Raw genomic sequence first — 24,107 nt, 5'->3', positions numbered from 1 at the left:
ATTTCGCCGGAACTCCAAAGGCTTTTTTCTCGTTCAATTCGGCGAATTGAGTTTTCAGTGGGCATAGTGGAGGTCAAAACAGAGGGATAGCCATGATCGAACTGCAGAACCTCACCAAGCGGTACGGCTTGACCACTGCCCTCGAGGATGTGACCTGCACGATCAAGAAGGGTGAGATCGTGGGTTTTGTGGGGCCGAACGGTGCCGGGAAGACCACGGCAATGAAGATTATCACTACCTACACGGCCCCCACCTCGGGGACGGCACGGGTGGGGGGCTACGACGTGCTGGAAAACCCCTACGATGTGCGCCGCATCATCGGGTACCTGCCGGAGACAGTGCCGCTGTACGCCGACATGTTGGTCTCCGAGTACCTCCGCTTCATTGGCGAGGCCAGGCACCTGAACGGCAAGCTGAACGAGCGCATGGCGTGGGTAATTGAGGCCTGCGGCCTGGAGTCGGTGCTCAAGCGCAAGATCGGCGTGCTGTCGAAAGGTTTTCGCCAGCGCACTTGCCTCGCCCAGGCGCTCATCCATGACCCAGATGTTCTGATTCTGGACGAGCCCACCTCGGGTCTTGACCCGCTGCAAATCATCGGCATCCGCAATCTGGTCAAGAAGTTGGCACACGACAAGACGATTATCCTCAGCACGCACATCTTGCCGGAGGTGGCCACAGTTGCGGATCGCGTGTTGGTAATCAACCAGGGCAGGCTGGTGGCCGACGGCAATTTCGAGGAGCTGCGCAACAAGCTGGCAACGCGCACGTCGTTGTCCTTGGCGGTGAAAGCGCCGCGCAAGGAGGTGGAGCAGCGCCTGAAGGGGCTGGACAATCTCCTGGACGTCACCTTCCGCGACGGTGGGGAGCGAGGCGTGACGCGCTGCACCCTCTCTTACGACGCGGGCAAGGACCTCATCGCGGATTTGAACCGCGTCATTCGTGAGGCCCAGTGGGACATTCTGGAGTTCCATCCGGAGAAGCTGTCGCTGGAGGACTCGTTCATCCTTCTCACCCAAGGCGGCGGCGCAGAGGAGCGCGCCGGGCAGCCTGGAAAGCAAGCTCAGGCGTAAGAAGGGAGGCGAGACATGAAAGACATCTGGATCATTTTCAAACGGGAGTTCGCCGCCTACTTCTATTCACCCATAGCTTACGTGTTCAGCATCATCTTCATCGTGCTCAACTGCGGCTTGTACATGTTTCACTTCTTCTTCTTCGGCAACGCCGACATGCGCGCGTTCTTCTCGGCGCTGCCGGTGACCTTGGCGCTGATCTTCATCCCGGCCATCTGCATGCGCCTGTGGTCTGAGGAGAAGAAGCTGGGCACCATCGAACTGCTGCTCACGCTGCCCATGAAGGCCGAGCACGTGGTGCTGGGCAAGTACTTGGCCGGCCTTGCCTTCTACCTGGTGGCGCTGGCTGGCACGCTGGCGATTCCCATCATGCTGCTGTTCCTGGGCAAGCCGGACTTTGGGCCCATCATCGGTGGCTACTTCGGCGCGGTGCTCTTGGGCGCCTTCTACTTGGCGGTCGGCATCTTCATCTCCGGCTTCTTTGCCGACCAGATCGTTTCGCTGATTATTACCAGCCTGGTGTGCGGGTTCTTTGCCCTCATTGGCTGGCAGTACGTGCCGATGGTCATCGACGGGTGGTTCCCTGGTCTCGGCGATTTCTTGTACAGCTACGTGGGCGTCACCCGGCACTTTAACGACATCGCTCGCGGCGTGATTGACGTCCGCAGCCTCGTTTACTTCCTCTCCTTGAGTGCTCTGTTCATCACGTTGAACATCAAGTACCTGGATGGGAGAAAGTATTAGCCATGAAGAACCTACGCAAGCTCTTCATTAGGACCTTCTTGATCGGCTCAGGGCTGCTCTTGGGCATCGCCCTGTTGGTCATCATGGTTTTCGACAATCTCAACCTCGGTCGCTTCGACCTGACTGCCGAGCAGGTCTACAAACTTTCGCCCTCGGTGGAGAAGATTTTGTCGCGGTTAGAAGCGCCCATCGAAATCACCTACTACGTCTCCTCGTCGGAGAAGATGCCGACCAAGTGGAAGAACTTGGAGCGGGACGTCATCGACAAGCTTGAGGAGCTGAAGTTGGCCTCCAAGGGGAGGGTCACCTACAAGGTGTTCGACCCCTCTGCTGAGGAGGAGCGCGAAGCATACGAGGAACGCCGCGCCAAAGAGAAGGAGGAGAAGGGCCAAGCCAGCAAACCCGCGCCGCGCAAACGCATTGCCGAGCGACTGGCGGAAAAGGGGGTGGGGCCATTTGGCGTGCAGAGCGCCGAGCGCGACGAATTTGCCGTCAAACGTATCTACTCGTCGCTTGTCCTATCCTACCTGGACCGCAAGGAAGATGTGATCGAGCAAGTGCGGCCGGAGATGTTCGGCAGCTTGGAATATGAGATCGTCTCCCGCATCTACAAGCTGACTGCCACCAAGCGGCCTAAGGTGGGGTTCTTCCCGGACCAGCCCGAGACTCCTCCGCAGTACCGCCAGTTCCAACAGTCGCCGCCTGATGCCTACAGCATGGCAGTCGAGCTGCTGCGCAACGCCGGCTATGACGTGGTTCGCACCAACATCACCAAGGATGACACCATCCCCGGCGACATCCAGACGATGGTGATGATGGTGGACGAACCGCTCACCGAACGGCAGCTCTACGAAATCGACCGGCTGGTGCACAAGGGCGTGCGGTTGGTGTTAGCGGGGCAGACGTACAACTACCAGATCTACCCCGCCCGCGGCGGCGCATCTGGGGGATTCGATGTGCAGGCCATGCCTACCCGCATCAACATCAACAGCCTAACGAAGAACTATGGCTTTGAGATCGACACCAAGATCTTCATGGACCGCAGCGCCGCCTTCGTCCAGGTGCCTACCTACCGCACCCGACGCATGGGTATCTTCCAGATCCAGGAGCAGAGCTACGAGCCGGTGAGCAAGCCGGTCATCATCAAGGTCAACCAGGAGAACATCAACAGCCGTGTATCGGTGGCCAACAAGATCACCGAGCTGTTCTACATGTACGGCAACCGGCTGAACCTGTACAACGAGATCTTGGAAAAGGACCATCTCAAGGCGACCGTACTTTTTACCTCAAGCAACCATAGTTGGACTACAGAGAGCCTGGGTTATCGGCCTGTGGACACCTCCGAGCCGGCCTCCGGCGACTTTTTGCGGCGGCAGCCGCTCGGCGTGCTGATTGAGGGAACCTTCAGCGCTCGCTACCTTGACCAGCCGCCTCCGAAGTGGTCCAGCGAAGGTTCTGGGGTGGACAGCACGGCTGCGCCGCTCATTACCGGACCGGGCGCCCCGACCAAGATCATCGCCTACGGCTGCAGCAACATGTTCAAGGATGACGTGCTCCGTGCCGTGGACAGCCACAAGGCGCTCTTGCTGAACAGTGTGGATGCCTTGACGCTTGGCGATGAGCTCATTCACATCCGCGCCAAGAACATCGAAGCGCGGCGCATCAAAGAGACCAGCGCCTTTGGCAAGTCGCTGGCCAAGTTCTTCGTCGTCTGGTTCCCGGCTCTCTGCTTTGTGGCGCTCGGCGTGGTGCTCACCATGCGGCGGAAGATGAAGTGAGGCATGGGCTGGCGCCCCAGGGAACGTGCCAGTAAGCAATGAGGGAAGCGCTATGATGAAGGAAAAGCAACTCTACATCCTGGGTGGCGTCTTCTGCGCGCTGCTGCTGCTATTTTTCGTGACCAAGCCGCGCATGAAGACGGTCAACGTTGATGAACTGCAGCAGAGTGTGGTCATCGGCGTGGGCCGCGACGATGTGCAGGCCATCGAGGTGTACAAGCAGACCCCCGGTGGCGAGATCCGCATGGAGTTTGTGAAAAAGGATAAGCAGTGGTACATTCCCACCAGGCTCAACGCCAAGGCGCGCGAGTACAGCGTCAACCGCATCATCGACGACCTACTGGAGATGACCGGCAGGGTGAGGGCCGCTGACCCCAAGCACTTTGCGACCTTCCAGGTCGGGGACGACCAGGGCGTGCACTTGATCCTCAAGGACGCTGCGCAGAAACCCTTGGCCAACCTGATTATCGGCAAGCGGGGTGACGACTACAACACCGGCTTTGTCCGTTTCGCCAATCGCGAGAAGATTTATGCCGTGGACAAGAACATACTCTCCAGCTTGGCCATCTACGGCGAGTTGGATACTCTGTCGCGCTTTAATGACAACTCCTTTGTGGACCTCACCGCGGTGAAGCTGGAGAAGAAGGACCTCGAGCTGGTAGCCATGGCCAGCGGCGGGAAAGAGGTGGTCATCCGCCGCGTGCAAAAGGCCGCCTCCGCCAGCTCGGACTCGGCGAGCAGGAAGGAGTACGAATGGGTGTTGGTCCGCGGCGGACGGCAGCTCAAGATCGACCAAAAAGAAGTGGATAGATTCCTGGGCGACGTGACCTATGTTTACGCGCAGGAAGTGGTCGACCGAATTGGCAACACCCTGGCCGACCTGGGCAAGCAGAGCCGCTACCAGTTTGACCGGCCCAGCCTTTTCATGGTCTTCACGAAGCAGAATGATCCTTCGCGCTACAACGTCGTGTTCGGCCGCGAGTTTGAGAAGGACAAAGGCTACTTCATGTTTGTGCAGTACGACAACTTGGTCTATAAAGTGGCCAAGATCAAGTACGATGCTTTGACCAAGTGGATCGACGAGCTGCCCAAGAAGGTCAGCAAGGCATAAGGTGCCTAACGTCGAGCCCTCCCACATATTGCGGGAGGGCTTTTTTGTTAGGGGCAAGCACTGCATGGATCTGGCGGCTGCCGCGCCTGGGAGCTCCTTGCCCTCCTCAGGGGTCGCAGGAACGGTCGTTGCCGTCCTCACCATACGGAGGTGTGGGGCCTCCGCCAATCCAAAAGGGAGCGAGAGAAAGACAACGGGGTGACCAGAGAGGTCAACGCAGGAGGCTCCTCGCCGGGGCTCCGGCGCATGAGCCGGTGAGGAACCCTGCTCGCAGTCCACATGCGCAAGGGAGGCTGCACCTGTAGCATGATGACCAGCCCGCGTGGGCGTCGGCACGGCGCACCGGCAGTCTCCGGCCGCAAACCCGAGATCTTTGTTGCACGGGGGCACGGGAAAGGTTCTTCATGTTGTCTGTCGACCCTTGGCCGGTCGCTGCGAGGCTTGTGGCACCTGTTGCGCGGACCTGGCGCGAAAAATTCGTTGCTTTTGCACTGTGGATTGCGTATCTTACCCTGCCGCTTGTTGGAAAGTTTGACTGGACCAGGGAGGAAGCTTGGCTGGCAAAGCGACGTACTCGTTAGGCGCCATCGTGTTGGCGGTGCTCCTCGTGGCGTGTGGGGGCAACCAACGCCGCTATTTCCTCGAACGGGTGGGGAACACGCAGATCGTGCAGATGTATGCGGACGGATTCGAGCGTCTGCCCCTGCAGCAGAAAGTGCTCGCCTACCACCTCTGTGAGGCGGCCATCGCCGGGCGCGACATCATGTACGACCAGAATCACCGCCACGCCCTGGAGATCCGCCGCATGCTCGAGCAGATCATCCTCCACCCGCAGGGCATCGAGCAGCCGCTCTTGGATCGCATCGTGCATTATGCCAAGCTGGTGTGGATCAACAATGGCCACTACTACAGCCGGTCGTTTGCCAAGTTCGTGCCCGACTTTACCCCCGAGGAGCTGCTTGCCGCCGCGCGCATCGCCGTGCGCAATGGCGCCTCGATCCAGGGTGCAGAGGGCGAATCGTTGGAGGCACTGATAGAACGCCTGCGCCCAACCATCTTTGACCCGGCTTATGAGCCTTTCAAGACCAACAAGACGCCGGGACCTGGTCAGGACATCCTGACCGCCAGCGCCAACAACCTGTACGAAGGCGTCACGCTGGCCGAGGTGGAGCGGTTTGCCGAGCGCTACCCGCTCAACTCTCGCCTGGTGAAGAGAGATGGACAGTTGGTGGAGGAGGTCTACCGGGTTGGCACCGACAGCATTCCGCCTGGACGCTATGCTGCCGAGTTGGCGGCGGTCGTTTCCCATTTGGAGCGGGCAGAGGCCGTGGCGGAGGGAGCACAACGTCAGGCGTTGCGGCACCTGATCGCCTACTACCGGACCGGCGACGTCCGGGAGTTCTACAACTTTTACCTGCTATGGGTGCGCGACGACCCGCTCGTGGATACCATCAATGGCTTTGTGGAGACCTACCTTGACGCGCGTGCGGTGAAGGGCGCCTGGGAAGGGATCGTCTTCTTTGTCGACGAGGAGACCACGGCGAAGATGCGCGCCTTGGCGGCTGCGGCCCAGTATTTCGAAGATCGTGCGCCTTGGGACGAAGCTTTCAAGAAGCAGGGCGTGCACCCGCCGGTAGCAAGTGCCATCAAGGTGCTCACGCAGACCGGGGATCAAGGACCTATCGGCTGGGCGGGCATCAACTTGCCCAATGAGCAGTGGATCCGCGAGCAACATGGCAGCAAGAGCATCACCTTGCAGAACATGATTGCCGCGCGGCGCCGTGCCCAATCGGAAGCCTTGCTGCGTGAGTTCTGCGCCACAAGCGGCGAACTGCGACGCGCCAAGAAGTGGGGAGACCAGGCGGCCGACGCCTGCCTGGCGCTGCACGAAGTGGTCGGCCATGGCAGTGGCAAAGCAGACCCGGCTCTGGGCAGGGACCCCTCCGACTTTCTCAGGGAGTACTACTCGACGCTGGAGGAGGCCCGCGCGGACCTAATGGCACTGTGGAACATCTTCGACCCCAAGCTGGTGGAGATCGGCCTGGTGAGCAATTCTGAGGAAGTCGGCAAGGCTGCCTACGACGACTATGCGCGCGATGACCTGACCCTGCTCCGCCTGTACCCGCACGCCACGACCATCGAAGAGGACCACGACCGCGCCGCCCACTTGATCGTCAGCTACCTGCGTGCCACCACCGACGCCATCGCCTTGGAGCGCAAAGGGGGGAAGAGCTACTTGCGCGTGAGGCACTATGCGGCGATGCATGCCGGCGTGGGGCGCCTCTTGGCCGAGATCATGCGCATCAAGGCGCAAGGGGACTATCAGGCGGCCCGGGCGCTAGTCACCACCTACGGCAGCTCTCTCGATCCTGTGCTGCGCGATGAGGTAGTGGCGCGTTTTGCCAAGCTCGACTTGCCCACCTACACTGCCTACGTGAATCCTGAGTTGTCCCTGGTCACCGACGCGAATGGCAAGCCCATAGATGTCATGGTGACCTATCCTTGTGATTTCCTGGGCCAGATGCTGCGCTACGCGGGCTACCCGCGGTAGCGGAAGCTTCTGCGGGGGCCTCCTCAACCGAAAGGCAACAAGCATGGAACAAGAAAAGAGGATTACTTTCCACGACCTGGTTGTGTGGCAAAGGAGCCACCAACTCACTTTGGAGATATTCAGAGCCACGAAGAAATTCCCCAAGGAAGAACGCGACGGCCTGGCTGCGGAGCTGCGCAAGGCGATTGCCGCCGTGCCGGCCAACATTGCCGCAGGGTTCCGCTGCAGGATCCAGCCGGAAAAGCTGCGCCTCTACAGCGAGAGCCTGTCAGCCTTGGAGCGTGCCCGCTACTACCTCATCCTGGCGCGCGACTTGGGATTGCTCAAGGAGTTTGAGGCGCTCTGGAATCTCGGCGAGGAGGTGGGCCGGATGCTGAGTCGCCTGGTGCGCTCGGCGCGGCCCCAGCAGAATCGCGGCCAGCAGTAATCGCTTCCGTCAAGATGCAAAGCGCTGCTCTCGGGTCGGTGTGGCATTGGCCTGTGCGCCCGTACAGGCCAATGCCGGCCTGCCGGTTCTTGAGCTATTATGAGGCAAGTTGCCAATGAGCAGACTCCACGCGCTCATAGCGTTTTGTCTTTTCGCAGTGGGGGAAGCTCACACTCTTGCGCAAGAAGTCCGCATTCATGGCACGGTCCGCGACGCCCGCACAGGAGAGGCGCTCCCCCTGGCGAATGTTTGGATTGAGGGCACCTACCGCGGCACCACCAGCAATGCCCAGGGCCAGTACAGCCTGCTGATCCCGCACGTGCCTGCCACTGTGCAAGTCCGCTACATCGGGTACCACTCTGAGCGCATTGTGGTCACTGCCGCTACGCCGGAGCTTGTGGATATCCATTTGCGGCCGACAGTGGTGGAATTGCCGCCGGTAGTGGTCACCAGTGAGGATCCGGCAGTGGCCATCATGCGCGAGGTGATCCGGCGCAAACAGCAGTGGCGCGGCAAACTGCGCACCTTTGCCGCTGAGGCATTTTCGCGATTCTCGGTCTCCAATGACACAGCTATGGTCATGATCCTGGAGAGCACCTCGCGCCTGTTTTGGGACGGCACGCGAGGCTCGCGCGAGGTGGTCACTTCCCGTATCCAAACGAGCAATGTCCCCAAGGAGGCGATGATCTTCGCCGTCGGTTTTCCCAACTTTTACGATGATGACGTCGAGGTTTTGGGGAACAAGTTCGTGGGCGTGACCAGTCCAGAAGCACTTGACCATTATCGGTTTGTCCTGTTGGGGCGCCGGGGGATGGACCAAGGGATCATCTACGACATTGCGGTGAGCCCCAAGACTCAGCTGCAACCGTGCTTCTCTGGCACCCTCGCGGTTCTGGACTCTGCCTATGCCTTGGTTGGGGCAGAGCTGCAGCCGGGCAATGCCCTGCAGTTGCCGTTCCCGGTGGAAGAGTGGCAGGTGCAGTTGCGACAACATTTTCACAGCTTCGGGCAGGAGTTCTGGTTGCCGGTGGACATGCAGGAGCACGGCGAGGTGCGCGTTGGGGTGCCGGGCCTTCGCTTCCCGACGATAAAGTACGACCGCCTGGCCAGGCTCACCGACTACCAGGTCAATGTGCCCCTGCCGGATAGTCTCTACGCCAGGCGACGCGTGGTATCCCTTGACTCGTTGGTGGTTCAGCAGGACACGCTCTTGGCGCGCGGGGTGAGAGCGGTGCCCCTCACCGAGCCGGAGCTGGTGGCCTACCAGCGGGTGGACAGCACATGGACCCTGCAGCAGCAGTTCCGTCCGAAGGGGCCGCTGGCCAGGCTGGTGAAGGCCTCCGTACGGGCAGAATCACGGGAAGGGTCTGAGCGCAGCGAAGCCGCTGAGACCAGGGCGACCAGGCGGAAAAGCAACCGTGGTAGCGTGCTCCCCGACCTGCGCTACGATCGCGTCGACGGACTGCACCTCGGGGCAGTCTACCAGTCTCGCCCAGCGAAGGGCTGGCAGGTGCAGGGTGGCGGCGGCTACAAGACTGGCCTACGCCAATGGTCCTACCAACTGGCTTTCGCCGCGCCGGCAGGGAAGAACACCCAGGCCTGGGTGCGCCATCTGCACGACACTGCGTCCAGGCCGGCCGGCAGCCTCTATCCGCGCGTCTTCAACTCCCTCCTAAATCTTTTCGGGGCTGCCGACTACTTCGACTACTTCTGGCTTACCGGCACGACCGTGGGGCTGACCCACCGGGTACGGCGGTGGGATTTGGCCATGGAGGTGGCCGTAGCGGCCGAACGCCATAGCTCCGCGGCCAAGCAGACCGACTTTGCCCTGCTCAGCCCGAGGCGCTGCCAACACCCGAATCCGCTTGTGGACGAGGGCCGCCTGGGCTCGGTGCGGTTCAAGTTGACCGTCGGAGGGCTTGGTTCCGCCTGGAGCGTCACCAGCCATAAGGGCCTGCAGGTGGAAGTAGAGCGCTGCCTGCGCGGCCTGTTCGGCAGCGATTTTTCTTTTACGAGCTATCGGGTCGAAGCGGCTTATGCCACCAGCACCTTTGTGCGTCGCCGTTTGTTGCCCAATCGGTTGGACCTAAGGCTGGTCGCTGGGATGATAGAGGGCTTGGCCCCGAGGCAGCGCTTGGGCACCATAGAGGGGCGGTTGGCGTTCCTCAGCCCCTTTGGCGGATTGCGCACGCTGCACGGCTGGTACGAGGGGAAGAAGTACTTGGGCTTGTCTTGGGAACACAACTTCCGCACGGTGCCCTTCGAGCTTCTTGACCTGCGCTGGCTGGTTGACCAAGGAATTGGGCTGCTCGTGCACGGCGGCGCGGCCCGGACATGGCGTGGCGATTCCTCTTTTCGGGAGGGGGAAGGGCATTTCTCGGCAGGGTTCCACCAGGAGTTGGGCCTGTCTCTCAGCGGGCTCCTGGGCTTTTTGCGATGCGATGTGACCAGGAGGCTGGATCGATCGGCCTGGGCGGTGGGGTTGAGTCTGGCACGGCTGTACTGAAGAAATAACAAGTTCACGGAGGAATAAGGAGCAAGTGACCATGAATTCCCGAATCCCGAAGAAACTGCTCTTGCTGCTCATTGTGGCCTTGGCAGCCTTCTGCGGCATCGCCGTAGCGGATTGGAAGGAGAGTGTGCCAGTGGGCCCGGGCGTGGTGCACCACCACGAATACCGGGAGGCTGGCCCATGGCACTTCCATGTGCTGGAAATCGATCTGACCAACCCGTGGGTGGCCATCGAAAGCGTCAAGTCCAACGACCTGCTCTCCGGAGGGCGGGAGTTGACCTCGGCCATGGCTGCCCGCAGCGACCGCGAGGGGCACAAGGTGGTTGGCGCCATGAACGCCGACTTTTGGGAAACCGACGGCACCCCCATTGGGGCGCAGGTGGTGAGAGGCGTGCTCATCAAGCGGCCGATTAGCCGCTCGGTCTTTGCCTACACTGACGAGCGCCGCCCGCTCATCGATATCGTCACCTTTGCCGGCACCCTCATCAGCAAGAAGGGACAAGCAGCGGTGAACGGCGTCAACGAAAGCAGAGATACCGACGAGCTCATCATCTACAACTCCTTCTACGGGAACAACACCCGCACGAACTACTGGGGTACCGAAGTCGTGGCGCAGTATCTGGGCAGCGATTTCGCGGTCAACGATACGGTGTGGCTGGTTGCCACCACCAAGGATAGCATCATGGCGGCTGGCCACGGGAATGCGGCCATTCCGAGGAACGGCGTCGTTCTTTCTGGCCACGGACAGGCGAGCGCCTTTCTGAATGCCCATGTTTTCGTGGGGGATACCGTGGCCGTGGTGCTGCGCTTGCCCCCCACGCGCAAGCGGATTGTCGAGTTAGTCGGTGGCGTGCCGCGCATCATTCGCGACGGGGCCGTCTCGGTGGAATGGGACCAGGAGGGGCTCACCAACAAGAACTTTGCTTACGATCGCCATCCGCGAACGGCAGTGGGCTTTTCTGCCGACTCTACGAAGCTGTTCTTTGTCACCGTGGATGGCCGTCAGGCCGGGTACAGCGTGGGGATGTCCCTTTTTGAGCTCGCCGCGTACATGCGGGAATGGGGTGTGCATCAGGCGGTGAACTTGGATGGCGGCGGCTCCACCACCATGGTCGTGCGCGGCCGCGTGGTGAATAGCCCTTCGGATGGCACGGAGCGGCCGGTAGCAAACGCGCTGCTGGTGGTGAGCAACGCCCCTACCGGACCACTGCGCGTGCTGCGCATCTCGCCACGGGAGGCCTTTGTCCTCTCTGAAGGGACGCTGCGCTTTACCGTGCAAGGGTTTGACGAGTTCTATAACCCGCTCAGCCTGCCGGCCGGCACCGTGGCCTGGAGCTGCGATCCGTGGATAGGGAGCATCAACGCCCAAGGCACGTTTGTGGCCGGACTGCACGATACCTCTGGGTACGTCTACGCCACTGCGGGCGTGGCACGCGACTCGGCCATGGTGCGCATCACCAGGGTGGCAGCCATTACCCTGACGCCCAATCCGGTGGTGCTGCAAGTTGGTCAAACGCAAACTATCACCGCACGGGCCAACGACAGCTTCGGCAGTCAGATCAGTCTGCTGGCCACCGATTACCACTGGTCGGTGGTGGGAGAGGTGGGCACCGTCAGCGCCACAGGAGTCTTCACTGCGGTGAAACCGGGGGAGGGCGAGATTAGGGCGGCGTATCGAAGCGTGGTAGGCTCTGCCGCCGTCTACGTTGGCCTTCCCACGGACGTAGTGGTGGACGACTTTAGCTCTCTTGCGCGCTGGAGTCTGACCGGCGTGCGGGTCAACCTGCCGGCCTGCAGTCTGACGCTTGATAGCGCCGTCATCTTCTCCCCGCCTACCTCCGGAAAGCTCACCTATTCCCTGGCCACTGGGGGGACGAGCGCTCTGTACATGGAATGCTCGATTCCGCTCTCGGGGACACCTACTGCGGTGGGCGTGCACGTGTATGGCGATGGCAAAGGTCACTGGCTGCGCGGGGAGTTTGCCGACGCCGATGGCGAAAAGTTCTTGGTGAACTTTACCCCGGCATCGCCTGGCATCAATTGGTCTGGCACTTGGCGCTACCTGCGCGTGTCCATGGACAGCGTGATTGTGCACTGGAGTAACCCCGCGGCGGTTCTCACTTTTCCAATTACCTGGAAGCGCATCTACTTGGCGGAGACCGACGACAATCGCAAGGACGCCGGCGTGCTCTACTTCGACGACTTTACTGCCCACTACCTGCAGACCGCTGTGGAGGCCCCGCGCGAAGGAGCGTTGCCCAAGGCTTTCCGCCTCCACCAAAACTACCCGAACCCTTTCAATCCGGTCACAGAGATCTGTTTTGAACTGCCCCACGAGAGCAGAGTACGCCTGGATGTGTTCAACCCGCTTGGGGCACAGGTGTGCACCGTGCTGGACCAGAGAATGAGCGCAGGGCCGCATCGGGTGCGGTTCGACGGGGCGACATTGGCCGCGGGAGTCTATCTCTATCGGCTGGTGGGCGAAGAAGGCGTGGAGTGGCGCAAGATGGTGCTCATCCGCTGAACGACCAGCGCGCAGTGCGTGGTCCGGCAGTCTTAGCAAGGAACAGAGGAAGGTAACGCAACGGGAGGGCATGGCATGGTCTGGTATCTGTACGTCATCTTGGGCTATCTGCTGGTGCTGACTGTGCTCAACTTCTACCGGGCAGGGCGGGTGAAGACGCAGGACGACATGATGGTGGCCGGGCGTAGCCTAAACACCACGAAGATGGTCTTTACCCTGGTCTGTACCTGGATCGGTTCCGGCACCTTCATTGCCGGCGCCGAGTATGCATACAAGGCGGGATGGAGTTCGCTCTGGCTGCCTGCCGGAGCGTGGGTGGGCATTGCGATCATCTACTTCCTTGCCGGCAAAATCCGCACGTTCGGGCAGTACACGGTGGGCGACATCTTGGAGGAGCGCTATGGCAAGTTTGCCCGCCTGTTCGGGGCGATTGCCCTCATCATCGCCTTCACGACCATCGTCTCCTACCAGTTCCGGGCGGGTGGTTACATTCTCAACGTGATCACTGATGGGAGAGTGAGCGTGGAGGTGGGCCAGGCGCTGGCCGCCGGCTTTGTGATTCTTTTTGTCGCCTTGGGCGGCATGGTGGCGGTGGCTCACACCGACCTGCCGAACGGCATCATCATTGTGCTGGCTTGCTGCGTGGCGACACCCTTCACCGTGGCCGCCGCCGGAGGATGGAAAGCCGCCGCCCAGACGCTCCCACCAGGGCACATGGCGGTCTTTTCTCCTGACTTTGGCCAGTACCCTGTCCTGAAGGCGCTCAGCTACTGCCTTGCCACCATGCTCCTGTTGCTCGGGGTCCAAAGCATGTACCAGAAATTCTACAGTGCCGGCAGCGCAAGGGAGGCGCGCAAGGCGGTGGTCTTCTGGATTCTGGGCACGATCGTGGTGGAGACCGTGGTGGTGGTGATTGCCATCTACGGCGCGGCCTATTTCTGGGGCAAGGGGATCGATCCTGCCTCGGTGGTGCTGCAGGCGGCCCGGCACATGGTGCCGGCACCCGTGGGACTTTTCCTCTTGGCAGCAGCGTGTGCCGTCGTCATCTCCACGGGCATGAACTACCTGCTCTCGCCGACTACCAGCATCATGCGCGACATCTATCAGCGTTTTCTCAACCCGCAGGCAGAGCAAAAGCGGATGGTTGCTCTGCAAAAGACCTTCATTGTCATCTTAGGCTTGTGCGCGTTCCTAATGATCTTTGTCCCCACGGTCCTCCATCTGCCCATTTCGGTGCTCAAGTATTCCTACTTTGCCTACACCATGTACGGTGTGGCCATTACGCCGGCGCTGATCGCAGCACTGGCGTGGAAACGTGCCACCAAGGCGGGCGGCGTGACCTCCATCGTGGCAGGGGCAGTGGTGGCGCTGGTTCTCGAGGTGGTGATTCCTTACGCCTTTCCCTCGGTGCTCAAAGGTGGCGACCCGTGGGGCATTCCCAGCATATATCCGGCGTTTCTGGCCTCTTTCCTTGGTCTGGTGGTGGTGAGCCTGCTGACCCCGCCGCCAAGCAAGGCGAGCCTGGCCAAGCTCTTTCCAGAAAAATCCTGAAAGGTGACAGACGAAGGGAGGAGCAGTGGACAAGCGCCTTATCCTGTGCACGCTGCTGGGTCTGGTGTTCGGCGTAGTCTGCTGGGGCCTGATAAGCGCCAAGAACCCGTTGGTGAGCACCTCCGCTGCGCTTGCCGTCATCCTCGGCAGGACGGTGATGGGCTTCGGTTTGGGCATAAGCAGGCTGCGTTTGCGGTGGTGGCTGCACGCGCTGGTGCTGGGGGCGATCTTTAGTCTGCCGTTGGCAGCCTTTTTCCTCGAGGCGCCGCAAATGGGCACGGGCACCGCTTTTGCCATCGTGGTGATGGGTGCCGTGTATGCCCTGCTTATCGAATTGGTGGCCACGTTGGTGTTCAAAGTGGGGCCCGGAGCGAGGGGGTGAAGCCTTCTCTTGGGCCGGCTCACTGTACAGGCCGCCTCGGATCGGCGAGAATGCTCCCTGGGGGGTTCGCGACTCGGTCCTCCGGCGGCTGAGGAGAGCCGTTGGTGCTCAATAGAGCCGGCGATAGTTATGGGTGCAAGGAGCAAGAGGTGAAACCGGCGATCATCGTACATGGAGGTGCATGGGACATCCCCGACGATGCCGTTGAAGCGCATCGTGAGGGGTGTCGCAAGGCCGTTGCCGCAGGATGGGCTGTGCTCGATGGTGGGGGGAGTGCCTTGGATGCAGTCCAGGCGGCAGTGGCGCTCATGGAAGACGATCCGACCTTTGACGCGGGCTATGGTGCGGCGCTCAATGCCGCTGGCGAGGTGGAGTTAGACGCCATGCTCATGGACGGCGCGACTTTGCGGGCGGGAGCGGTGGCTGCGGTACGCTTCGTGCGGAACCCAATCATGCTCGCGCGAGCGGTCATGGAGTACAGCCAGCACGTCCTGGTGGTGGGTGAGGGGGCATGGCATTTTGCCGCCAACCAGGGAATGGCCCTCTGCTCGCCAGAGGAACTGGTAGTGGCGCGGGAGCAGGAACGCTATCGGCGCCTGCGCAACCAGGACTCGTTGTCAACCCGCGATTTCTTTGCGAGTCAGCCGCGCGGGACCGTCGGTGCGGTAGCCATCGACTGGCATGGGCACTTGGCAGCAGCCACCTCCACCGGCGGCACGCCCCTCAAACTGCCCGGCAGAGTGGGCGACTCGGCCCTCATCGGCTGCGGCACCTACGCCGACGATGCCACAGGGGCGGTGTCAGCCAGCGGCTGGGGCGAGGCGATCATGCGCGTCGTCCTCGCCAAGACCATCTGCGACCTCATGGGAGCCGGCTTCGACAGCAGGGAGGCGGTGGCCGAAGGGGTTGCCATTCTCGGCAGGAAGGTGCAAGGACTGGGGGGCGCCATCGCCATCAACCCGCGAGGACAGCTCGGCTGGGCCTTCAATACCCCGCGCATGGCCTTCGCCTACAAAGTGCACGGCGGTGCCATAGTGACCGGCATCTGAGCGCGCTGGCACCGCTCGTCTCGACTTTGCGTTACCGTTAGCTTCGCAGACTGCGAGGAGCCCAACATGCGCATCTTGGCGTGCGGTCTTCTGCTCTTTTTCTTGGTCGGTCTGGCCGGGGCAGGCGAAAAGCTGGTGGGTTTTTGCCCACTGGTGAACGATGTGTCCCTGTACAAGAACGCGTTCGATTCCGGCGCCAGCGCTGGCAACACCCTGCAGATTGTGTCCATCAATCAGGTCAAGCTCAAGTGGTGGTTCCAGGTGGAGTTCACCGCGGATTTCAATCGGCATCTCACTCCCGGCTACGCCACCGACTACTATCTAGAAGCCGGCGTGCTGAAATACGTGGTGGGGAAAGTGGCCGTCAACTACCAACGTGTGCACGGCACCTTTGTGGGCAAGCCAGTTAACCAGGTGGGCATACGCTACAGTTTCTGAGGACTCCACGGGGGCTGGGTCTGAGGAGCGTCATGGAGCATCTGCGGGAGGACCGCAGCGTTCGAGTATCTCCCTGGCCAGCGCCAGCTTCTTTTTCGCCCGCTGCGCAATCTCCTTTTCTAACTTCAGGCTGAGGACCGTGGTGGCGTGCATGCGCGCCTTGTCGGCCTGGCCCAAGGCACAATAGGCGCGGGCCAACTTCAGGCGGCATATGATTTCGTTGTAGTGATTGTTCTCCGGCGCCCGTAGCACGGACGCCAACAGGCATTCGTACCAGTGCACCGCCGCGGGGTAGTCCTGCTTGGCGAAGTAGGCCTCGGCAAGCGGCCACAAGAAGAAGCGGCTCTCCGGGTAGGACGCTAACCCCCTCTGTGCAGCCTGCGCTGCCTCGTCAAACCTGCCCGCATCGATGAGGACCCATGCCAAATCGTTGAGACCGGTCAGGTAGCAGTACCGCCCCTTCGCAATGGCCAGGCGGATGAGGCGAATTCCCTCCTCACGCTCATCGGGCACAAAGGGAAGCCAGCTTAAGTAGCGGAGAAGCTTGCCACGCCAGTACTTGTAGCTGCCGATGCCGAGGTAGGCATCGGCCAGCGACGAGTCGAGCGTCACTGCCTTCTCCAAGTCCTGCACGGAAAGTTGCCCATCGTGAAAGGCCGCGAGGTATTGTCCCTGGCGTGCGGCGTGGAACGCCCGATAGCCGTATGCGGCTCCACGGAAGAAAAGGCACCACGCATCCGAAGGATTCTGGTGCAGGCGACGGCTGGCAGAAGCAATGGCCTCCTGCACGAGGCGGGCGAACTCTGCAGTGCCCCGGTCCGATTCATAGTCCAACATCCTTGAATGGAGCACCGCCGCCTTGAAAAAAGGGCCAGCCGGGTGGTCGGGCAAGGAGTTGGCCAAGGAGTCAAAGCAGCTTTGCGCCTCTTGGTAGTGGTGGTTGACGGTGAGCTCGATGCCACGCAGGACGAGAGGGTCGGGAGGGGCTGGCCCGATGGGGTCGTCTGCGAGCAGAGCCTGTGGGGCCCGCAGGAGCACCATTCCCCCAAGGGTCATTGCCAGGCAGATGGATAACAGGCCGAGTTTTGCAAAGGGTCGTGCGCTCCGTCGTTTCATGGCGCCTCAGTATCGCCAGCCTTTCTGCCGACGGTGCAGGTGATGTGCCTGCTTTTCGGGGCTGCGCACCTTGCCAGGCCCAGGACGACCGGGTAGAAAAAAAGCCCACCCTGAGCGGTGGGCCTTGTGCTCTTCCTGGACACACGGATTGCGCGCGTCTATTCTAAGATAAAGTCCTTCGGATTGACCGGTTTTCCTTCCACCAAGACCTCATAGTGCACATGGGGTCCGGTGGCCTGACCGGTGTCGCCAAGAAGACCGATGACATCCCAACGGGAAACGCGTTGCCCTTGCCTCACCAGCACCTTGGAGAGGTGCGCATACCGCGTCTGCTTACCGTAGCCGTGGTCAACGATGACCTCCTTGCCGTAGCCATTGTTGGGTCTGAACCTGTCTACCGCCGAAATAACCACGCCATCAGCAGTGGCATAGACCGGCTCGCCTCGGTGGGCGGCAAAGTCCAAACCCTCGTGCATCGTCCGCCGGCCGGTGAACGGGTGCCGGCGCATGCCAAAGGTGTCGGTGATGCGGTAGTTTTCCACCGGCGGAATGGAAGGGGTGTGGTTGTAAAGGTCTTGCTTGCTCTGCCACTTTGCTTCGATTTGCTCGCGGCTGGTCTTCAGCAGCTGCAGGCGCCGCTCAAGCTCGTCGAGCAACGTTTTGGAGCTCTCTGTGGTCGCCAGCGGCGAGCCGGCAGGAGGCTCGGGATAGTCTATGCTCTTGGTGAAGCCGCCCACGCCCGCTGCTCTCACGCCACTACCCAGGGTGTCCAGATCGACGAAGATGCGCATGTCGTTGTCTTTCTTCTCCAGCTCCACAATCTTGGACTGGATGCGGTCGATCTGCGCGCCCATGTCGGCCAAGCGGATGTTGAGGGCCATGTTCGCGCTTGCCAGGCTCTTGAGGCGAGCGTCCTGAAAAAAGTCCGTAAACAACGTCAGCACACCCACCACTACCACGCCTATCATCGCCACAGCAGAAACCCCCAGGAGCACTGCGTGTCTCCATCCGAGGTTGATCTCCCTCACCTCTGACCCCCCCAGGGAGAAGTAGATCAACTTGATCGATTTTCCGCGCATGTGTGCTTCCTTCGGTCTCCTCTCGTTTCCTCCGCCTGGCAAGAGCTGTTGTGGCCCCTGCCCAGGCACTCTCCTGGGTGAAAGCGGGTGCAGAACAAAGGGTGTGCTGCAATTTAATAAAAGAAACACCATTTGTCAAGAAAAAAATTTCATTCGTGTAAAAAGATTTCGCGACCTGTGTTGGCGGGCGTGGGACGGCGTGCAGACCCTTCCCCGGCTTTGTTCAGCCCAGGTAGGAACGCAATCCTCTTCCTTTGGCAAAGCGGCGCAACTTGCGAAGTGCCTTTTCTTTGATCTGCCGCACGCGCTCCCTGGTCAAGCCGAGCCTGGTGCCGATTTCCTCCAGGGTGAGCGCGGGTTCCTGGTCTAAGCCATAGTAGAGGCGGATGATTTCCGCTTCGCGGGCAGTGAGCCGGGAAAGGGCAGCCTCGATCTCTTCTTGCAAGGACTTCTCGACCAACGGTGAGTCCGGAGCAGGGATGTCCGGGTTGGGAATGGTATCGAGAAGCAAGGTGCCGTCGTCGGCGAAGTAAGGGGCGCTGAGCGAGACGTGGCGGCCGGCGAAGCGGAGGGCGTCAGTCACATCCACAGGGCTCATCTCCAAGACCCCGGCCACCTCTTGCGGCGAAGGTTCGCGCTCGTACTCCTGTTCCAGCGCGGAGAACGCTTTGCCGATGCGGGTCAGCGCACCCACACGGTTCAGCGGCAGACGCACAACGCGCGATTGCTCGGCAAGGGCCTGCAGTATCGCCTGCCGGATCCACCACACCGCATAGGAAATGAAGCGGAACCCTCGGGTCTCGTCAAAGCGCGTCGCCGCCTTGATGAGCCCCAAATTGCCTTCGTTGATGAGGTCGCCCAACGCCAGACCTTGGTTCTGAAATTGCTTGGCGACGCTGACCACAAAGCGAAGGTTCGCCTTGGTCAAACGCTCCAAGGCCGCGGTATCGCCTTGCCGCGCCAGGCGCGCAAGCTCCACCTCCTCGCTGGGAGAAAGGAGAGGTTCCCGCGCGATCTCCCGGAGATACCTGTCCAAGGAATGGCCCTCCGCGCGATCGCGGCGTTTCTTGGAGGATGGCATCGGAACCTGCCGTTAGTGAGCCATGCTTTGCAGCCTGCTCGAAATATAGGTAATCGTCTGCTCTCTGTCAACCGGTTTCTCTGGCAGGTCGCCCCAGGAAACCGCCCCTCACAACCGAAAAAAATCGCAAAAAAAAGACTTGCATTTTTCAGGAAAATGATTATCTTTAGGCGTGCTTCAAGGTAGAACACAGACCGCAAGGTGGGTATGAGCCGAGTCGCGATAGTTGTGCTGGTCACATTTGGCTCGCTAAGGGCCCTTTTGGGGGGTGCGGTCATCTCCCGCTTCGAGGCGGAGCCTGGGCTGAACAAGGTCACCCTCCGCTGGACTACTGCTGCCGAGTCCAATCTCAAGGGTTTTGAAATCGAACGTGGCCTGGATGGCAAGAGCTTCCAGGCGATTGTCTTCGTCGAGGCGGCGGGAAATTCTTCCTCGCCGCGGGACTATGCCTACGAGGATCGCACGGTCTTCAAGTCCACCGGCAACACCTATTACTATCGCTTGAAGCTGGTCGATTTCGACGGCAGCTTTGCGTATTACGACAAGGTGGTGTCGGTGTCGCCGCAAATTTCCAGCGTCCGCCACACCTGGGGGAGCATCAAGGCGATGTTCCGCTGAGCAACATCCTCAACCGAGAACAATGAGCCCGTCGGCAGCGACGGGCTTTTCTTTTTCCGTGAACCGGCTACCGCGCGGCCCCTGTCCAGGAGCGGCTCACACGCCCTCGCCAGGCAGCTTGGCTTGTGCATGATCCTCCCCCGGGCGCAACTGGCGCATTCCCTCGATCTTGCTGGTGAGTAGCGCAAAGTCGTTGTTGACCCGCTCCAGGGCGGCGCGAGCGTTGTTGACGTGCGTATTGAGCAGGCGCAAACCCTCGCCAAGGCGTCCGGCATCGTGGCGGAGCGCGTCCAGGGCCTGGAGGATGCGTCGCGCAGTCTCCTCGATGCGCTGTCCTTCTAAGCCCATCAGCACCACGTGGAGAAAGAGGTAGAAGCTGTTGGGCGAGACCACCACCACGCGCCGCTGCTGCGCATGCGCCAGCAGGGAGTAGTCGCCGGCGATGATCTCGTAGTAGACGACCTCGGAAGGCACGTACATGAGTGCAAAATCGACCGTCCCCTCGGCAGGGGCGATGTACTTTTCGCTGATGGTGTCGATGTGGCGGCGGATGGTGCGTACAAAGTTCCGCGCAAACACGGCGCGTTCGTCTTCGCTGCGGGCAGCGCGCATCTGTCGGTAGTCTTCCAGCGGAAACTTGGCGTCGATGGGGATCAGCCCTTTGTCGCTGACGATGACTGCGTCCACCACCTGCCCGTTGGCAAAGCGATGCTGCAAGCGAAAGCAGGCGCGGGGGAGCACCTGCTCCAGTAGCTCGCGCAATACCTGCTCGCCGATATTGCCGCGCAGCTTGGGGGAACGGAAAAAGTCCTGAAACTCCCGCATCTGCCGGCCGATTTCTTGCATCTGCCCCAAGTCGTGATGCACCATGCTCAGCGCCTGGGCCGCGGCATCCAGGCGCTCGGCGATGCTGCGCTGGGTGGCCTGCATCTGCTGCTGCATGACCGCCGTGCTCCGTTCTAAGCTGCCGCGCATGTCCTGCAGCCACTGGGTAATGACGCTCAAGGCGGGGGCATCCGGGTGGCGCTTCTCGAATTCCCGCCAGCGCCGCTCCTGGCGTGCGTGCATGATGCCCAAGGTGGCGATGACGGCCAGCGTCATGGCGGCAAAAAGGAGCAGGGAAGCGGTGGACATGATCCTCACTCGGTGATGAGGTAACTGCTCGACGTGGCCGGACAGATCTGGCTGTAGGCGCAGTAGGGGCAGGTGTACTCGTCCGGCTGGGCGGTGTAGTGCCGCTGCCGAATGCCGCGGGCTGCAATCTTAATCTTCTCGGTGGCCTTGGCCAGCAACTTGTCGGTCACGGCAGCTCGCCCGGTGATCCCGCTCTCCACGTAGCGGTGCTCGATGAAATCTGGAGTGCGGGCGTTCACTTCGCGATAGCCCAAGGCGTAGATCCCCAGCTGCAGGCTCTTTCTTGCCTCTTCGTTGGCCTTGTCCTGGTCCTGCACTGCCGACGACTTGAAGTCGACGATGTACACGGCCCCATCGCGAACGTCCACTCGGTCCCAGCGGCCCGTTACCCGGTCGTTGTCCAGGATGAAGCTGAACTCCTGTTCCACCAGGGCCGGCGTGCAACCGTTTTCCTCCTCCTGGTGGAAGAAGAGCTCTAGGGCCTTGAGGCCGGCGGCGAACCGTTGCTCCTCGTGCTCTCGCGACAAGAACCCCTGGCTACTCCAGGCGCTGCGAAACGCCTCGTGCAGGTCTTGCAGGGTCACCGGCTGGCCGGCCACCTTGCGCCGATGGTACTGCTCGATGGCCTTGTGAATGGCTTGCCCGTAGACGATGGTGTGGTGCGGCAACAGAGGCACGCGCAGCACGTGGATGTACTTGTACTTGAGCGGGCAGGTAATGTAGTCGTCAATCTGCCTATGGCTTATGGTGAGGAGCTGGTCCTCGGGGATGGGCGCGGCCAAGTCGGGAGTGGTCTGCGCTGCTGGTGCGTGGCGCTGGATCACCTCTATGGGAGATGGGCGCTCGTAGCTGTCGTCGGCGCGCACGGTGTCCAAGGCCTCCAGCACGAACTGGCTGATTTTGCGCGGGCGCTTGCCGCCATAGTCGCGTGCGCTGGTGAGGTAGAGCTCTTCCTTGGCGCGCGTCATGCCGACGAAGAAGAGGCGGCGCTCCTCCTGCAAGTGCACGTCCCCTTCCGGCACAATGTCTTTGATCAACTCCTTGGGCAAGGCGAGGGCCTCCGACCTGGCGCGCGTCGGGAAATGGTCCTGCACCAGTCCCACCAGAAACACGGCGCGGAACTCCAACCCCTTGGCCTTGTGCACTGTGAGCACGTTCACGGCGTCCAAGTCGGTGTCGGCCTGCGCGGTGGGCGGGTCGTCGCCCGCCTCGATGAGGGCGTCCAAGTGCGTGACGAACTCCTGGACGCGGTCCTCGGTGGCCATGGCGCAGAAGCTGCGCACAATCTCGAAAAAGCGCGCGATGTTGAGAAGCTGCACCTCTGCGTCCACGGTCTGCGCGCTGGTCAGCCGTTTCAACAGACCGCTGTCGGTCAGAAATCGGTACAGCACCACGCCGGCGTTATTCGTGCGAGCAAATTCCAAGAATTTGTGCGTGTTCTCCACAATCTTGGCGGCGGTGGCCTGCGCCTCCGGAGAGACGACCAGGTCGGCGAGCCGTGGCAGGCTCTCAAAGACCTGGAAGAGCGACAGGTTCCTGGCATGAGCATAGCTGTTGCAGCGCGCCAACTCCACAGGCGGGAACTGGTACACCTCAGATTGCGCTAAGTGGAAAAGGCTCACCACATCGTCGGGATTGCTCAGGGTGCGCAAGAAGTGGGTCAGCAGGCGCACCTCTTCGCGGCTGTAGAGCCCACGGCTACCGCTGAACTGGTATGGGATGCCCTTCATGTTCAGCGAGCGCAGGAAGGGATCGGCGTGGTTGTTGGCGCGCACGAGAATGGCAAAGTCGCGATAGCAGTAACCACCTGCCTGCATCTTCTGCTCGATGATGCTCGCCACCGCGTCTGCTTCAGTGGAGAGGCTGTCGAAATGGCGGTGCATGACTGCAGGCCCGCCGGCGCGCTGCGCCCGCAGCTGCTTGCTGATGCCGCGCTGCACCTCCAGGCGCTCGGGGTTGTTGTGGCTGATGAGGCGATAGGCCGCATCCAGAATCTGCTGGGTGGAGCGATAGTTCTCCCTCAGCACCACCAGGCGGGCGTCGGGGTAGGTGCGCAAGAAATTGATGACGTTGCTGATTGCCGCACCCCGGAACTTGTAGATGGACTGGTCATCGTCGGCCACCACGGTGATGTTGCCGTGCGACCCGGCCAGAAGTTGCAGGAGCACAAACTGCGCATAGTTGGTGTCCTGAAACTCATCCACCAGGATGTACCGGTAGCGCTGCCGTAATTCTCGTAGCACGGCAGGACGCTCGCGCAGCAGTTTGAGGGCGAGGCTCACCTGGTCGCCAAAGTCGATTTTGCCATTTTCGGCCAACAGGCGCTGATGACAGGCATAGGTGCGCGCCAGCTCCATCTGCCGCGCCGCCTCCTCCTGAAGCTCGCCGTCCTCTGGATGGGCCGCAGCCTCGCTCTGCAGCCGTTCGGCGTAGGCCAGATACTCTTCAGGGCTGACGTCTTCGTCCTTTGCTCGGCTGAACAGCGAGAGGAGCGCGGAGAGGAAACGGGTCGGGTTGCCCAGCGGCCGGTAGAAATCCAGCGGATAGGCGAAAAGGTGCTGGCAGAAGAAGATGTTCTGCTCTGCTTCGGCAAGGACTTGAAAGTCGGGAGGTAGACCCAACTCAAAGGCGTATTGGCGCAGCAGGTGGTCGCCGAAGGAGTGGAAGGTGCTGATCCACACATTGGCAAAGCCATAGGGCACCAGCACGTCCACGCGCTCTTCCATCTCCGCGGCGGCCTTGTCGGTGAAGGTGAGCGCCAAGATCTCCTCCGGACGGGCCTGCTTGGTGGCGATCAGGTAGGCAATGCGATGCGTGATGACGCGCGTCTTGCCAGTGCCTGCACCGGCCACCACCATCAGGGGTCCCTCGCCGAAGGTCACCGCTTCGCGTTGTTCGGCATTCAATGCATTGAGGATGTCGTCCACGGTCTTGCTGCTCAT

The 24,107-nt window shown here is 61.1% G+C and carries 18 protein-coding genes; 13 read left to right on the top strand and 5 right to left on the bottom strand.

Annotated elements, in window-relative coordinates; translation table 11 throughout:
- Positions 1-92 precede the first annotated feature (92 nt).
- From NUW13_02625 to NUW13_02570, 12 genes are all read left to right on the top strand, one after another.
- On the top strand, positions 93-1,070 hold the full coding sequence (locus tag NUW13_02625; protein ID MCR4437924.1) for an ABC transporter ATP-binding protein: 978 nt from the start codon (positions 93-95) through the stop codon (positions 1,068-1,070).
- A 15-nt stretch (positions 1,071-1,085) separates the two neighbouring features.
- Entirely contained in the window at positions 1,086-1,814 is a 729-nt protein-coding gene (locus NUW13_02620) for an ABC transporter permease subunit (GenBank protein ID MCR4437923.1), read from the top strand.
- 2 nt (positions 1,815-1,816) lie between these two features.
- Positions 1,817-3,592 carry a GldG family protein gene (locus NUW13_02615; protein ID MCR4437922.1) on the top strand — a complete coding sequence of 592 codons (1,776 nt, stop codon included), beginning with the start codon at positions 1,817-1,819 and terminating at the stop codon, positions 3,590-3,592.
- Between the two features lie 52 nt (positions 3,593-3,644).
- Positions 3,645-4,703 (top strand): DUF4340 domain-containing protein, encoded by a 1,059-nt coding sequence (locus NUW13_02610; GenBank protein MCR4437921.1) that lies wholly within the window; start codon positions 3,645-3,647, stop codon positions 4,701-4,703.
- A gap of 553 nt (positions 4,704-5,256) precedes the next feature.
- Positions 5,257-7,254 carry a dipeptidyl peptidase 3 gene (locus NUW13_02605; GenBank protein ID MCR4437920.1) on the top strand — a complete coding sequence of 666 codons (1,998 nt, stop codon included), beginning with the start codon at positions 5,257-5,259 and terminating at the stop codon, positions 7,252-7,254.
- 43 nt (positions 7,255-7,297) lie between these two features.
- Positions 7,298-7,681 (top strand): four helix bundle protein, encoded by a 384-nt coding sequence (locus tag NUW13_02600; GenBank protein ID MCR4437919.1) that lies wholly within the window; start codon positions 7,298-7,300, stop codon positions 7,679-7,681.
- A gap of 115 nt (positions 7,682-7,796) precedes the next feature.
- Positions 7,797-10,187 carry a DUF5686 and carboxypeptidase regulatory-like domain-containing protein gene (locus tag NUW13_02595; GenBank protein ID MCR4437918.1) on the top strand — a complete coding sequence of 797 codons (2,391 nt, stop codon included), beginning with the start codon at positions 7,797-7,799 and terminating at the stop codon, positions 10,185-10,187.
- Between the two features lie 40 nt (positions 10,188-10,227).
- Positions 10,228-12,717, top strand: coding sequence for a phosphodiester glycosidase family protein (locus NUW13_02590; protein MCR4437917.1), 2,490 nt, complete (start codon positions 10,228-10,230; stop codon positions 12,715-12,717).
- 75 nt (positions 12,718-12,792) lie between these two features.
- Entirely contained in the window at positions 12,793-14,268 is a 1,476-nt protein-coding gene (locus NUW13_02585) for a sodium:solute symporter family protein (protein ID MCR4437916.1), read from the top strand.
- Between the two features lie 25 nt (positions 14,269-14,293).
- Positions 14,294-14,650 (top strand): hypothetical protein, encoded by a 357-nt coding sequence (locus NUW13_02580; protein ID MCR4437915.1) that lies wholly within the window; start codon positions 14,294-14,296, stop codon positions 14,648-14,650.
- Positions 14,651-14,754: 104 nt separating this feature from the next.
- Positions 14,755-15,699 carry an isoaspartyl peptidase/L-asparaginase gene (locus NUW13_02575; protein MCR4437914.1) on the top strand — a complete coding sequence of 315 codons (945 nt, stop codon included), beginning with the start codon at positions 14,755-14,757 and terminating at the stop codon, positions 15,697-15,699.
- A 66-nt stretch (positions 15,700-15,765) separates the two neighbouring features.
- Positions 15,766-16,137: a hypothetical protein gene (locus tag NUW13_02570; protein MCR4437913.1), complete on the top strand. Its 372-nt coding sequence runs from the start codon at positions 15,766-15,768 to the stop codon at positions 16,135-16,137.
- A gap of 30 nt (positions 16,138-16,167) precedes the next feature.
- On the opposite strand, the gene NUW13_02565 is transcribed toward NUW13_02570, so the two are convergent.
- The 3 genes from NUW13_02565 to NUW13_02555 all read right to left on the bottom strand — a co-directional run bounded on the left by NUW13_02565 (position 16,168) and on the right by NUW13_02555 (position 19,413).
- The gene (locus NUW13_02565; protein MCR4437912.1) at positions 16,168-17,253 is read right to left on the bottom strand and encodes a tetratricopeptide repeat protein; all 1,086 of its coding nucleotides are present in this window, start codon (positions 17,251-17,253) and stop codon (positions 16,168-16,170) included.
- A 158-nt stretch (positions 17,254-17,411) separates the two neighbouring features.
- Positions 17,412-18,332 carry a M23 family metallopeptidase gene (locus NUW13_02560; GenBank protein MCR4437911.1) on the bottom strand — a complete coding sequence of 307 codons (921 nt, stop codon included), beginning with the start codon at positions 18,330-18,332 and terminating at the stop codon, positions 17,412-17,414.
- Positions 18,333-18,555: 223 nt separating this feature from the next.
- Positions 18,556-19,413: an RNA polymerase sigma factor RpoD/SigA gene (locus tag NUW13_02555; protein MCR4437910.1), complete on the bottom strand. Its 858-nt coding sequence runs from the start codon at positions 19,411-19,413 to the stop codon at positions 18,556-18,558.
- Positions 19,414-19,620: 207 nt separating this feature from the next.
- On the opposite strand from NUW13_02555, the gene NUW13_02550 reads away from it, so the two are divergent.
- Complete coding sequence (locus NUW13_02550) at positions 19,621-20,031, top strand: hypothetical protein (GenBank protein MCR4437909.1); 411 nt, start codon at positions 19,621-19,623, stop codon at positions 20,029-20,031.
- 96 nt (positions 20,032-20,127) lie between these two features.
- Here NUW13_02550 and NUW13_02545 read toward each other — a convergent pair whose 3' ends face one another.
- The gene (locus NUW13_02545; protein MCR4437908.1) at positions 20,128-21,165 is read right to left on the bottom strand and encodes a DNA recombination protein RmuC; all 1,038 of its coding nucleotides are present in this window, start codon (positions 21,163-21,165) and stop codon (positions 20,128-20,130) included.
- Positions 21,166-21,170: 5 nt separating this feature from the next.
- A complete protein-coding gene (locus NUW13_02540; GenBank protein ID MCR4437907.1) occupies positions 21,171-24,107 on the bottom strand; it encodes an ATP-dependent helicase in 2,937 nt (978 codons plus the stop codon).

The organism is candidate division KSB1 bacterium, from assembly GCA_024655945.1.
Classification (GTDB): domain Bacteria; phylum Zhuqueibacterota; class Zhuqueibacteria; order JANLFK01; family Oleimicrobiaceae; genus Oleimicrobium.
This window is presented reverse-complemented; position numbering and strand designations above follow the sequence as displayed.

Bases quoted from the DNA above. Each gene is read 5' to 3' on its own strand.
- NUW13_02555 (MCR4437910.1), bottom strand. From the start codon at position 19,413: ATGCCATCCTCCAAGAAACGCCGCGATCGCGCGGAGGGCCATTCCTTG.
- NUW13_02540 (MCR4437907.1), bottom strand. From the start codon at position 24,107: ATGAGCAGCAAGACCGTGGACGACATCCTCAATGCATTGAATGCCGAA.
- NUW13_02625 (MCR4437924.1), top strand. From the start codon at position 93: ATGATCGAACTGCAGAACCTCACCAAGCGGTACGGCTTGACCACTGCC.
- NUW13_02600 (MCR4437919.1), top strand. From the start codon at position 7,298: ATGGAACAAGAAAAGAGGATTACTTTCCACGACCTGGTTGTGTGGCAA.
- NUW13_02590 (MCR4437917.1), top strand. From the start codon at position 10,228: ATGAATTCCCGAATCCCGAAGAAACTGCTCTTGCTGCTCATTGTGGCC.
- NUW13_02560 (MCR4437911.1), bottom strand. From the start codon at position 18,332: ATGCGCGGAAAATCGATCAAGTTGATCTACTTCTCCCTGGGGGGGTCA.
- NUW13_02595 (MCR4437918.1), top strand. From the start codon at position 7,797: ATGAGCAGACTCCACGCGCTCATAGCGTTTTGTCTTTTCGCAGTGGGG.
- NUW13_02570 (MCR4437913.1), top strand. From the start codon at position 15,766: ATGCGCATCTTGGCGTGCGGTCTTCTGCTCTTTTTCTTGGTCGGTCTG.
- NUW13_02610 (MCR4437921.1), top strand. From the start codon at position 3,645: ATGATGAAGGAAAAGCAACTCTACATCCTGGGTGGCGTCTTCTGCGCG.
- NUW13_02615 (MCR4437922.1), top strand. From the start codon at position 1,817: ATGAAGAACCTACGCAAGCTCTTCATTAGGACCTTCTTGATCGGCTCA.
- NUW13_02620 (MCR4437923.1), top strand. From the start codon at position 1,086: ATGAAAGACATCTGGATCATTTTCAAACGGGAGTTCGCCGCCTACTTC.
- NUW13_02565 (MCR4437912.1), bottom strand. From the start codon at position 17,253: ATGAAACGACGGAGCGCACGACCCTTTGCAAAACTCGGCCTGTTATCC.
- NUW13_02550 (MCR4437909.1), top strand. From the start codon at position 19,621: ATGAGCCGAGTCGCGATAGTTGTGCTGGTCACATTTGGCTCGCTAAGG.
- NUW13_02545 (MCR4437908.1), bottom strand. From the start codon at position 21,165: ATGTCCACCGCTTCCCTGCTCCTTTTTGCCGCCATGACGCTGGCCGTC.
- NUW13_02585 (MCR4437916.1), top strand. From the start codon at position 12,793: ATGGTCTGGTATCTGTACGTCATCTTGGGCTATCTGCTGGTGCTGACT.